An 11,409-nucleotide genomic window follows, 5' to 3' on the forward strand; every position below is an offset into this window, starting at 1 on the left:
AAAATAAGTAAAAAACTATGTTTTTAACAGGAAATGACGTGCCAGGAGCGCGCCGGTGAAATTCTTTTTGAGATAAAAACCGCGCGGCAGCGTCAGTATCGGCTCGCCCTGCGCGCCGATTGCCTCGGTCAGCGCTTTGCTGTTGGCCGCTTTTGGGCGCAGCTGTAATACTTCTCCGTGTCGGGCGGTGATGCGCTCTACCTGCCCAAGCACAATCATGTCCATCAGCTCCTCCCAGTCCAGCCGCAGCTGATGGTCTTCATCGTCGTTCGGGCTCCAGAGCAGCGGCGCGCCAATGCGACGCTCAGCCAGGGGGATCTGACGCTCACCTTCGACCGGCACCCACAACACGCGCTTCAGCTTGTGGCGCACGTGGCTGGTTTCCCACGTCACGCCGGTGTTGCCGGTTAATGGCGCAACGCAGACGAAGGTGGTCTCAAGGGGCTTGCCCTGGCTGTCTATGGGGATGGTTTTTAACTCCACGCCAAGCGCTGCAAAATCCTGCTCGGGTTTGCTCCCTGCGCTGGCGCCCAGCCACAGCTCAAGCAGCATGCCGATCCAGCCTTTATCCCGTTTCAGATCCTTTGGGATCTGAAGCCCTGCCATTGCCGCCAGCTCGCCAAGCGAAAAGCCTGCCAGACGCTGTGCCTGCTGTAGCAACTGGCCCTCGCTGGACGGCGGCGAGAGCAAGGGTGTAAGCGGATGCATAAAGGTAACCTTTTGATTAAAAAATAAACGAAGAAATTGTCCCCTGTGGATAGAGTTTAACTATTTCTGTACCAATATTCCATGCATATGATTTATAAGTTTTTTTGTTGGTTTGAAATCGTTTCACCTGAGTCAGAAAACCGGTTGTTCAAATCTGGTCACTAACAATGAACAGGATCTTACACCATGTTATCCACAGAAAAATGGGATAACTGGGCATAACCCTGACTACTGTTTCAATTTACAGCCTTGACGTGCGATGAAAATCGAATTTTCAAACAAATTGTGACTAACTTATTGGCACAATCTGTGGATAAAACCGACGCTGTTCGATCTTTCATCAGCACGACGATCCCTGATGTGACGATCGTCACGCTATTCTGTTTTTAGTTCATAAAAACACATTTAACTTTTTGAAAAGCATTGAGTTATTTAACTGGCGCGAAAGCGGTGGCAAGGCAGGGTTTGAGGTTGTTCATCGGTAATCAGACACTTCTTCACAACTATATCCACAGAAAAGGTGAATAAAATTCCCTTCACTGCCTCTCATCTGTTTATAACTCAGCACTTATTTGTGAGTTATTCAAATGTTATTAGGTTGCAGCCCTGTAAGAGAGTGGTTTACCGCCTCCTTGTAGTGTGAAACAATCATTCATATATAAGGTTTAGTTTGGGGTAGTCCGGTGATTGATGACGATGGCTACCGCCCGAACGTAGGAATAGTAATTTGTAATCGTCAGGGCCAGGTAATGTGGGCCCGGCGATATGGTCAGCACTCCTGGCAGTTCCCGCAAGGCGGGATCAATCCGGGAGAGTCCCCAGAACAAGCGATGTACCGGGAGCTTTTTGAAGAGGTCGGTTTAAGCCGAAAAGATGTTCGCATCCTGGCTTCGACCCGCAACTGGTTGCGTTACAAGTTACCGAAACGTTTGGTGCGTTGGGACACAAAGCCGGTTTGTATCGGCCAGAAACAGAAGTGGTTTCTGTTGCAGTTGGTGGGCAACGATTCAGACATCAATATGCAAACCAGCAGTACGCCGGAGTTTGATGGCTGGCGCTGGGTGAGCTATTGGTATCCTGTTCGTCAGGTCGTGTCATTTAAACGCGATGTTTACCGTAGGGTGATGAAAGAGTTTGCAAGTGTGGTAATGCAGCTTCAGGAGATCCCGCCTAAGCCGCAGAGCGCACCTGCATGGCGACGTAAAAGAGGTTAAGCTACGCAAATCATGCTCACCCGCTTGCGAGAAATAGTCGAGAAGGTGGCCAGTGCTCCGCGTCTGAACGAGGCGCTGAATATTCTGGTCACTGACATCTGTCTTGCGATGGAGACCGAGGTCTGTTCGGTGTATCTGGCCGACCACGATCGGCGCTGCTATTACCTGATGGCGACCCGTGGTTTGAAAAAACCACGTGGACGCACCGTAACGCTCGCCTTTGATGAAGGTATCGTGGGTCTGGTTGGGCGGCTGGCTGAACCCATCAATCTTGCTGACGCGCAAAAACACCCCAGCTTTAAATACATCCCTTCCGTAAAAGAAGAGCGCTTCCGCGCTTTCCTTGGCGTGCCGATTATCCAGCGTCGCCAGCTGCTCGGCGTGCTGGTTGTCCAGCAGCGCGAGCTCCGTCAGTACGATGAAAGCGAAGAGTCTTTCCTCGTCACGCTGGCCACGCAGATGGCGGCGATCCTCTCCCAGTCCCAGCTTGCCGCGCTCTTTGGTCAATATCGCCATACGCGCATTCGTGCCCTTCCGGCATCGCCAGGCGTAGCGATTGCTGAAGGCTGGATGGACGCCACGCTGCCGCTGATGGAGCAGGTTTACGAAGCCTCAACGCTTGATGAAGCGCTTGAGCGCGAGCGTCTTACCGCCGCGCTGGAAGAGGCGGCGAATGAATTTCGTCGCTACAGCAAGCGTTTTGCCGCAGGCGCACAGAAAGAGACGGCGGCCATCTTCGACCTCTATTCGCACCTGCTCTCCGACGCGCGTCTGCGTCGTGAGCTGTTTGCGGAAGTGGATAAAGGCTCGGTCGCGGAGTGGGCGGTTAAGAAGGTCATCGAAAAATTTGCCGACCAGTTTGCGGCACTGACCGACGGTTACCTGAAAGAACGGGCTGGAGATCTCCGCGCCCTGGGACAGCGTCTGCTGTTCCATCTTGATGACACCATTCAGGGGCCGAATGCCTGGCCAAAACGGTTTGTGCTGGTCGCCGATGAACTCTCGGCAACGACGCTGGCTGAACTGCCACAGGACAGGCTGGCCGGTGTGGTGGTGCGCGATGGTGCCGCCAACTCACACGCCGCCATTATGGTGCGTGCGCTGGGTATCCCAACCGTTATGGGAGCGGATATCCAGCCGTCGGTACTGCACCGCCGTACGCTGGTTGTGGACGGCTATCGCGGTGAGCTGCTGGTCGATCCTGAGCCGGTTCTGCTCCAGGAATACCAGCGCCTTATCAGCGAAGAGAATGAATTAAGCAAGCTGGCGGAGGATGATGTTAACCTGCCCGCACAGCTTAAGAGCGGAGAGCGGATCAAAGTCATGCTCAACGCCGGTTTAAGCCCGGAACATGAAGAAAAGCTTGGCAGCCGCATCGACGGTATTGGCCTGTACCGTACTGAAATCCCGTTCATGCTGCAGAGCGGTTTCCCCTCCGAAGAGGAGCAGGTGGCGCAGTATCAGGGGATGCTGCAGATGTTTAACGACAAACTTGTCACCCTGCGAACCCTCGATGTCGGCGCGGATAAACAGCTGCCCTATATGCCGATCAGCGAAGAAAACCCGTGCCTGGGCTGGCGTGGGATCCGCATTACGCTCGATCAGCCGGAGATCTTCCTGATCCAGGTGCGTGCAATGCTGCGCGCCAACGCGGCGACGGGCAATCTCAGCATCTTACTCCCGATGGTCACCAGCATTGATGAGATCGACGAGTCCCGGCGACTGATCGAACGTGCAGGCCGTGAAGTGGAAGAGATGATCGGCTATGCGATCCCGAAACCACGGATCGGTGTGATGCTTGAAGTGCCGTCTATGGTCTTTATGCTGCCGCAGCTGGCAAACCGTGTTGATTTTATCTCTGTCGGCACGAACGACCTGACGCAATATATTCTGGCCGTCGACCGTAACAATACCCGCGTCGCCAGTATCTACGACAGCCTGCATCCGGCGATTATTCGCGCTTTAGCGATGATTGCCCGAGAAGCGGAGCAGTACGGCATTGATTTACGCCTGTGCGGCGAAATGGCGGGGGATTCAATGTGCGTTGCGATCCTGATTGGTCTGGGATACCGCCATCTGTCGATGAACGGTCGCGCTGTCGCCCGCGTGAAGTACCTGCTGCGGCATATTGACATCAATGATGCCCGCGAGCTGGCTGAACGCAGCCTTGACGCGCAGCTGGCAGCAGAGGTTCGTCATCAGGTCGCAGCGTTTATGGAACGGCGCGGCATGGGCGGCCTGATCCGCGGCGGCCGCTAATTTGCATTTCTCCCTCTCCCCGTGGGAGAGGGCTGGGGTGAGGGCATCAGGCCGCACAATACCCTATACACATCTTTTACATCTCTGGCGCATCCTCCGCGCCCGCCTTGTGCTATGATTCGCAACTTTGGAGCCTCTGCTTACGGCAGAATCGCATTTCTACCGCTGTCCACTTTCAGCGGAATAACAACATCTTGTGGTGACAGATGAACAGTGGTTATCTGCATTTTCCGGAATTTGATCCGGTCATTTTCTCAGTAGGACCTGTTTCGCTTCACTGGTACGGTCTGATGTACCTGGTGGGCTTCATTTTTGCCATGTGGCTCGCTGGCCGTCGCGCCAGTCGTCCGGGCAGCGGCTGGACGAAAAACGAAGTTGAAAACCTGCTCTATGCGGGCTTCCTCGGCGTGTTCCTCGGTGGCCGTATTGGATACGTGCTGTTCTATAACTTCCCGGTATTCCTGAATGACCCTCTCTATCTGTTCCGCGTGTGGGACGGCGGCATGTCCTTCCACGGCGGCCTGATTGGGGTGATCCTGGTGATGGTGATTTTTGCCAAACGCACCAAACGCAACTTCTTCCAGGTTTCAGATTTTATCGCACCGCTGATCCCGTTTGGTCTCGGCGCTGGCCGTCTGGGTAACTTTATCAACGGTGAGCTGTGGGGCCGCGTCGACCCGAGCGTGCCGTACACGATGCTCTTCCCGGGCTCCCGCGCAGAAGATATCGCGCTACTGCCATCACACCCGGAGTGGCAGTCCATTTTCGATACCTACGGCGTGCTGCCGCGTCATATGTCTCAGCTGTACGAACTGGCGCTGGAAGGCGTGGTGCTGTTTATCATCCTTAACCTGTTTATCCGCAAACCGCGTCCGATGGGCGCTGTCTCCGGCCTGTTCCTGATCGGCTACGGCGCATTCCGTATTATCGTCGAGTTCTTCCGTCAGCCAGACGCACAGTTTACCGGTGAGTGGGTACAGTACATCAGCATGGGGCAGATCCTCTCCATTCCGATGATTGTCGCGGGTGCCATTATGATGATTTGGGCGTATCGTCGTCGTCCACAGCAACAAATTTCCTGAGGAACCATGAAACAGTATCTTGAATTGATGAAAAAAGTGCTCGATGAGGGCACGCCGAAAAACGACCGCACCGGCACCGGTACGCTCTCCATTTTTGGCCACCAGATGCGCTTCAATCTGCAAGAAGGCTTCCCACTGGTGACGACAAAGCGCTGCCACCTGCGCTCGATCATTCATGAACTGCTCTGGTTCCTGCAAGGCGATACCAACGTTGCGTATCTGCACGAAAATAACGTCTCAATCTGGGACGAGTGGGCAGATGAAAACGGCAACCTGGGCCCGGTTTACGGCAAGCAGTGGCGCGCCTGGCCAACGCCTGATGGTCGCCATATTGACCAGATCACCACCGTGATGAACCAGCTGAAAAACGATCCGGACTCGCGCCGAATCATCGTTTCCGCCTGGAACGTCGGCGAGCTGGATAAAATGGCGCTGGCACCGTGCCACGCGTTCTTCCAGTTCTATGTGGCGGATGGGAAGCTTTCCTGTCAGCTCTACCAGCGCTCCTGTGACGTGTTCCTCGGCCTGCCGTTTAACATTGCCAGCTATGCCCTGTTGGTCCACATGATGGCGCAGCAGTGCGATCTGGAAGTGGGTGATTTTGTCTGGACCGGTGGGGACACCCATCTTTACAGCAACCATATGGAACAGACGCATCTCCAGCTGACTCGCGAACCGCGTGCGCTGCCGAAGCTGATTATCAAGCGCAAACCGGCATCAATCTTCGATTACCGCTTTGATGATTTCGAGATTGAGGGCTATGACCCGCATCCGGGCATCAAAGCGCCTGTCGCTATCTGATGCGATAAAGCGTGACACAACCGGTGCTCTTTAGCGCCGGTTTTTTTTCGCCTTTATCCCGTTTCCCGAAGCGCTATCCAGAAAGCGTGCAACCCGCTGCAACACTCTCAATTCTCCGGATAACGCCTCGTAAAACGAAGAACCGTCGCTCGTCTTGTTCACGGCGCTTCGCCACACTCCCGGTATGAAAAAAGAGAACGGTTTTACGCTTATCGAAACGCTGATTGCGATTTCGCTTGTCGTTATCCTCAGCGCCTCAGGGCTGTACGGCTGGGACAGCTGGCAGCGGCAGCAGCGGCTGTGGCAAACCGCCAGTCAGGTGCGAGATTACCTGCTGTTTCTGCGCAATCATGCCAACCGCTACAACCGCGATCATCAAATTACCCGTCTGCGGGTGGGAGGCATGGATTGTCTGGTGAGTTCTGCCGCGCAGGGCTGTGAGAAGGGCAGTCCCTTTGTGCTGATACCACTCTGGCCTGAGGTCGCGATCGGCGAGGTAACGCCGTCGCTCGCGTTCTATGGATTAAAGGATACGGCATGGGCAGGGCGAATACGCGTTCAAAGCCGTGCAGGAGAATGGCTGATTATTGTCTCAAATGGAGGACGCATCAGGATGTGTAAGGTCTCTGCGGGAGGTTCATGTCGATGAAGCAGCGAGGTTTCTCACTGACTGAAGTTCTGATTGCAACAGTGATTAGCAGCCTTTTGCTGATAAGCGCATCGCGTTTTTTACCCGGCTTGCAGCGGGCGGTCTTAGCGCAATCTGGCCAGAGACAACTGGAGGAAGAGGTCTGGCACCACCTGTTTGCCCTGGGCAAACAGCTTCAGCGTGCGGGGTACTGCGCGGGAAACTGTCAGGGACCGGCGCTGGTGACCGCGAGGCTTGGAGGCTGCGTCATTGTGCGGTGGGATGCCAACAGTAACGGCAGCTGGGATAACAGCGCATCAGAAAATGACAGCACCGGTTTTCGACTGGAGTCTGGTGCGCTTGAAACCCAGCGTGGAGCGACCTCATGTGAAGGAAAAGGATGGGAAAAGCTCACGGACCCGGACAGACTTACTATCACGCATTTTGTGGTGAGGACAGTTGAACATGCCGGTTTTGCGCCAGAGGTGAATATCGAACTGGCGGCGATTCGTAAAGGCGAGCAGGGGGAACCCTGGCAGGCGTTGTATACGGTCACGGGGTACAACCTGTGAATCGTCAACGCGGAATGTCTTCGCTGGCGCTGGTACTGCTTTTACTGGTGCTGGGTACCCTTATCCTCACGGGTCTCAATCAGCAGCTCACAACCTTTAGCGCGCTCGTCGGCGGTGAGAAAAGCTCGCTTCAGCAGCAGGCGACGGTACAGTCCGCGCTTGAATGGGGACGGGTTCAGAGCTGGTCGTCAGAGACACAGGTTCAGTGCAAAAAGACACCGGCGTGGCGAGTGTGTTTGCGCCAGCTGACTGGAGCGCGTGTGCTGCTGATTGCTGGAGACAGCGGCCTCCTGCTCTGGCGCGCAGGAGAGATTGTAGACGGAAAAGTTCGCTTTTCGCCTCACGGCTGGAGTGATTTTTGTCCCCTTAAGGAGAGCGCGTTATGCCAGCTGCCGTGAACAGAGAAAAAGGGTTTAGCATGGTTGAGGTACTGCTGGCGATGATGCTGCTGGTGATCGTCGTGACGGCTCTGTCCGGTTATCATCGGGCGCTGGCGGCGCGGTTTACCCTGTTTAACCAGTATCGCCAGCTCTGGCACCATGCCTGGAATCAGTCTCAGCTCTCAACAAATGTTCTCCCGGCAGGCTGGCAGGCCAGTCGGGGGCAGACAACGCTCTCAGGATGTGTCAGCATCACGGTCACACTTATTTCTCCTCTGGGGCGGCGCGGTGAGATAACGCGTCTGCATTGCCCGGTTAGCCAGTAGTCGGGAGCGTCTATGTTAAGGGTCTACCACTCAAATCGTCTGGACGTGCTGGAAGCACTGATGGAGTTTATCGTTGAGCGCGAGCGGCTTGACGATCCTTTTGAGCCTGAAATGGTGCTGGTGCAGAGCACCGGTATGGCACAGTGGCTGCAAATGTCGCTTTCCCGTAAATTTGGCATAGCCGCGAACATTGATTTCCCGCTCCCCGCGAGCTTTATCTGGGAGATGTTTGTGCGCGTGTTGCCGGACATCCCGGAGCAGAGCGCCTTCAATAAACAAGCCATGAGCTGGAAGCTCATGGCGCTGCTGCCGGAAATGCTGCAGCACGATGAATTCGCCATGCTGCGCCACTACCTCAACGACGATACCGATAAGCGCAAGCTGTTCCAGCTGGCGTCGCGCACCGCCGATCTCTACGACCAATACCTTGTTTACCGTTCTGAATGGTTAATTCGTTGGGAAGCGGGCGAGCTGGTTGAAGGGCTACCGGAGGCGCAAATATGGCAGGCACCGCTGTGGAAAGCGCTGGTGGAACATACGGAGAAACTTGGGCAGCCTAAGTGGCATCGTGCCAACCTGTACGAGCGGTTTATCTCAATACTCGAGAATGCCCCGGAGCGCCCGGCCCGACTGCCGTCACGCGTTTTTATCTGCGGGATATCCGCATTACCGCCTGTTTATCTGAAGGCGTTGAACGCGCTGGGTAAACATATTGATATCCATATTTTGTTCACCAACCCTTGCCGACAGTATTGGGGGGATATCCTCGACGAACGTTGGCTTGCGCGGCTGGTAACTCGCCAACGAAAGCGCCTTTTTGAAGAACGTTCCGTCCCGCTGTTTAAAGACGGCTCGACTGCCGGGCAGCTTTTTGATGAAGACGGTATCCAGAACCTGCCCAATCCACTGCTTGCCTCGTGGGGGAAGCTGGGGCGAGACTACATTCACATGCTTTCAGACATCACTTCATCAGGCGAAGGTGACGTGGATGCCTTCGTCGATATTACCCCCGATAGCCTGCTGCATCATATTCAGCTGGATATCCTCGATCTGGAAAACCGTGCCGTGATGGGCGTGACGGCGAACGAATTCGAACGTAGCGACAGCAAGCGGAAGCTGGACGCTGACGATCGCAGCGTCACGATCCATGTTTGCCATAGCCCTCAGCGTGAGGTCGAAGTGCTTCACGACCAGCTGCTGGCGATGCTGCAGGACGATCCCGAACTGACGCCACGCGATATCGTGGTGATGGTGGCGGATATCGACAGCTACAGTCCCTTTATTCAGGCCGTCTTTGGCAGTGCGACGGGCGAGCGATACCTGCCTTACGCTATCTCTGACCGTCGTGCCCGCCAGTCACATCCGGCACTGCAGGCCTTTATCACCCTGATTTCACTGCCGGATAGCCGCTTTATCTCTGAAGATGTCCTGGCGTTACTGGATGTTCCCGTGCTGGCTGCACGCTTCAACATCAATGAAGAGGGGCTGCGCTACCTTCGCCAGTGGGTGAATGAATCTGGTGTTCGCTGGGGGATCGACGACGATAACGTTCAGGAGTTCGAACTTCCTCCTACCGGGCAGCATACGTGGCGTTTTGGCCTGACGCGTATGCTGCTTGGCTACGCCATGGAGAGCAGCCAGGGCGAGTGGAACGAGGTGTTGCCTTACGATGAGTCCAGCGGGTTAATTGCTGAACTGGTGGGGCATTTAGCGTCACTCCTGATGCAGCTTAACCGCTGGCGACACGAGCTGATGCAGCCGCGTCCGCTTGAAGCGTGGCTCCCGGTTTGCAGGGCATTGCTTAGTGATTTCTTCCTGCCAGACAGTGACACCGAAGCGGCAATGGCGCTCATTGAAACGCAGTGGCAGGCGATCATCGATGAAGGCGTGAATTCCCATTATCAGGAGGCCATCCCACTGTCGCTGTTGAGGGATGAGCTGACGCAGCGGCTCGATCAGGAGCGAATCAGCCAGCGTTTCCTGGCTGGCCCCATCAATATCTGCACCCTGATGCCAATGCGTTCTATCCCGTTTAAAGTGGTCTGTCTGCTTGGCATGAACGACGGCGTTTATCCGCGCGCGCTGGCGCCGCTGGGGTTCGATTTGATGAGCGCAGATCCAAAGCGGGGCGACCGTAGCCGCCGCGATGATGACCGCTACCTCTTCCTTGAGGCGCTCATTTCCGCCCAGAGTAAGCTCTATATCAGCTATATCGGCCGTTCCATTCAGGACAACAGCGAGCGTTTTCCTTCCGTTCTGGTGCAGGAGCTGGTGGACTATATCGGGCAGAGCCACTATCTGCCGGGGGATGAAGAGCGCAACTGCGATGAAAGCGAGAAGAGGGTGAAAGCTCATATCACCTGTTTCCACAGCCGCATGCCGTTTGACCCGGTGAACTACACGGCCAGCGAGCGCCAGAGCTATGCGCAGGAGTGGCTACCGGCGGCGAAAAAGGAGGGGAGTGCGCATACCGATTTCATACAGGAACTTGACCCGCGCCCTATGGATACCCTGACCTTCGAACAGCTTCAGCGGTTTTGGGCGCATCCGGTGCGCGCCTTCTTCCAGCAGCGATTGCAGGTCAACTTCCGTTCTGAAGAGAGTGAAATTCCTGATGCCGAGCCTTTTACGCTGGAAGGGCTGGAGCGCTATCAGCTAAACCTTCAGCTGCTCAATGCGCTGGTTGAAGAGGAAGATGCGGACAAACTTTACCGCCGCTACCGTGCTGCAGGGCAGTTGCCCTATGGCGCGTTCGGGGAAATTGTCTGGGAGGCGCAGTGTCAGGAGATGACCGCCCTGGCGGAGCGCGTGAGAGCGTGTCGGCAGCCAGGCAAAAGTATTGAAATCGATCTCAACTGCAGTGGCGTAGAGCTCACGGGCTGGTTAACCCAGGTCCAGCCGGACGGGCTGCTGCGCTGGCGGCCCTCTATGCTGAGCGTTTCACAGGGATTGCAACTCTGGCTGGAACATCTTGTCTACAGTGCGGGTGGTCATAAAGGTGAAAGCCGGATTTTCGTGCGCAAAGAGGGCGAATGGCGCTTCCCGCCGATGGAGTCTGAACAGGCGTTAGGGTATCTGTCTTTGTACATTGAGGGCTACCGTCAGGGAATGAACAAACCGCTCCTGTTACTGCCGGAAAGTGGCGGAGCGTGGATAAAAGCCTGTTATGACGCGCAGAATGATGCGATGTTAACGGATGAGTCTTCGCTGCAGAAAGCGCGCAGTAAATTTATGCAGGCCTATGAAGGTAACATGATGGTGCGTGGCGAAGGTGAAGATGTCTGGTATCAGCGCTTATGGCGAACCCTTGAGCCAGAGTACTTCGAGGCTATCACGGAAGAGGCGCAGCGCTATCTGCTGCCGTTGTTTAAATTTAATCAGTCCTGAGTGCTGTATAAAAATTGCGCAGCATGGGGTGTTCATTTATGATGCACTTCTT

Annotated in this window: 10 protein-coding genes; 9 read left to right on the top strand and 1 reads right to left on the bottom strand. The window is 55.3% G+C overall.

Annotation, left to right across the window (positions count from 1 at the left end; genetic code table 11):
• Positions 1 to 15: 15 nt before the first annotated feature.
• Positions 16 to 708, bottom strand: a complete 693-nt coding sequence (mutH, locus tag P346_RS09645) for a DNA mismatch repair endonuclease MutH (protein WP_032660221.1) — start codon at positions 706 to 708, stop codon at positions 16 to 18.
• Positions 709 to 1,391: 683 nt separating this feature from the next.
• Between mutH and rppH the strand changes: the two genes are divergently transcribed.
• From rppH to recC, 9 genes are all read left to right on the top strand, one after another.
• Positions 1,392 to 1,922 (top strand): RNA pyrophosphohydrolase, encoded by a 531-nt coding sequence (rppH, locus tag P346_RS09640; protein ID WP_013098553.1) that lies wholly within the window; start codon positions 1,392 to 1,394, stop codon positions 1,920 to 1,922.
• A 12-nt stretch (positions 1,923 to 1,934) separates the two neighbouring features.
• Positions 1,935 to 4,181 carry a phosphoenolpyruvate--protein phosphotransferase gene (gene ptsP, locus P346_RS09635; protein ID WP_032660224.1) on the top strand — a complete coding sequence of 749 codons (2,247 nt, stop codon included), beginning with the start codon at positions 1,935 to 1,937 and terminating at the stop codon, positions 4,179 to 4,181.
• A gap of 206 nt (positions 4,182 to 4,387) precedes the next feature.
• Positions 4,388 to 5,263, top strand: coding sequence for a prolipoprotein diacylglyceryl transferase (gene lgt / locus P346_RS09630; RefSeq protein ID WP_023309046.1), 876 nt, complete (start codon positions 4,388 to 4,390; stop codon positions 5,261 to 5,263).
• Between the two features lie 6 nt (positions 5,264 to 5,269).
• Positions 5,270 to 6,064, top strand: a complete 795-nt coding sequence (gene thyA / locus P346_RS09625; protein ID WP_014885081.1) for a thymidylate synthase — start codon at positions 5,270 to 5,272, stop codon at positions 6,062 to 6,064.
• Between the two features lie 184 nt (positions 6,065 to 6,248).
• The gene (locus tag P346_RS09620; RefSeq protein WP_032660227.1) at positions 6,249 to 6,713 is read left to right on the top strand and encodes a prepilin peptidase-dependent protein; all 465 of its coding nucleotides are present in this window, start codon (positions 6,249 to 6,251) and stop codon (positions 6,711 to 6,713) included.
• A complete protein-coding gene (locus P346_RS09615; protein WP_032660229.1) occupies positions 6,704 to 7,264 on the top strand; it encodes a prepilin peptidase-dependent protein in 561 nt (186 codons plus the stop codon). The genes P346_RS09620 and P346_RS09615 overlap by 10 nt, the downstream gene beginning before the upstream one ends.
• Positions 7,261 to 7,662 (top strand): DUF2509 family protein, encoded by a 402-nt coding sequence (locus P346_RS09610; protein WP_032660230.1) that lies wholly within the window; start codon positions 7,261 to 7,263, stop codon positions 7,660 to 7,662. The genes P346_RS09615 and P346_RS09610 overlap by 4 nt, the downstream gene beginning before the upstream one ends.
• Positions 7,647 to 7,970 carry a prepilin-type N-terminal cleavage/methylation domain-containing protein gene (locus P346_RS09605; protein ID WP_032660232.1) on the top strand — a complete coding sequence of 108 codons (324 nt, stop codon included), beginning with the start codon at positions 7,647 to 7,649 and terminating at the stop codon, positions 7,968 to 7,970. Before P346_RS09610 ends, P346_RS09605 begins: the two co-directional genes overlap by 16 nt.
• 12 nt (positions 7,971 to 7,982) lie before the next feature.
• The gene (gene recC, locus P346_RS09600; RefSeq protein WP_032660235.1) at positions 7,983 to 11,357 is read left to right on the top strand and encodes an exodeoxyribonuclease V subunit gamma; all 3,375 of its coding nucleotides are present in this window, start codon (positions 7,983 to 7,985) and stop codon (positions 11,355 to 11,357) included.
• Positions 11,358 to 11,409: the final 52 nt, after the last annotated feature.

It is taken from the genome of Enterobacter sp. DC1, from assembly GCF_000568075.1.
Taxonomy (GTDB): Bacteria; Pseudomonadota; Gammaproteobacteria; order Enterobacterales; family Enterobacteriaceae; genus Enterobacter; species Enterobacter asburiae.

What these genes read in the sequence shown, in the direction of transcription:
- mutH (WP_032660221.1), bottom strand. Translation starts at nt 708, where the DNA reads ATGCATCCGCTTACACCCTTGCTCTCGCCGCCGTCCAGCGAGGGCCAG.
- ptsP (WP_032660224.1), top strand. Translation starts at nt 1,935, where the DNA reads ATGCTCACCCGCTTGCGAGAAATAGTCGAGAAGGTGGCCAGTGCTCCG.
- lgt (WP_023309046.1), top strand. Translation starts at nt 4,388, where the DNA reads ATGAACAGTGGTTATCTGCATTTTCCGGAATTTGATCCGGTCATTTTC.
- thyA (WP_014885081.1), top strand. Translation starts at nt 5,270, where the DNA reads ATGAAACAGTATCTTGAATTGATGAAAAAAGTGCTCGATGAGGGCACG.
- P346_RS09620 (WP_032660227.1), top strand. Translation starts at nt 6,249, where the DNA reads ATGAAAAAAGAGAACGGTTTTACGCTTATCGAAACGCTGATTGCGATT.
- P346_RS09615 (WP_032660229.1), top strand. Translation starts at nt 6,704, where the DNA reads ATGTCGATGAAGCAGCGAGGTTTCTCACTGACTGAAGTTCTGATTGCA.
- P346_RS09605 (WP_032660232.1), top strand. Translation starts at nt 7,647, where the DNA reads ATGCCAGCTGCCGTGAACAGAGAAAAAGGGTTTAGCATGGTTGAGGTA.
- recC (WP_032660235.1), top strand. Translation starts at nt 7,983, where the DNA reads ATGTTAAGGGTCTACCACTCAAATCGTCTGGACGTGCTGGAAGCACTG.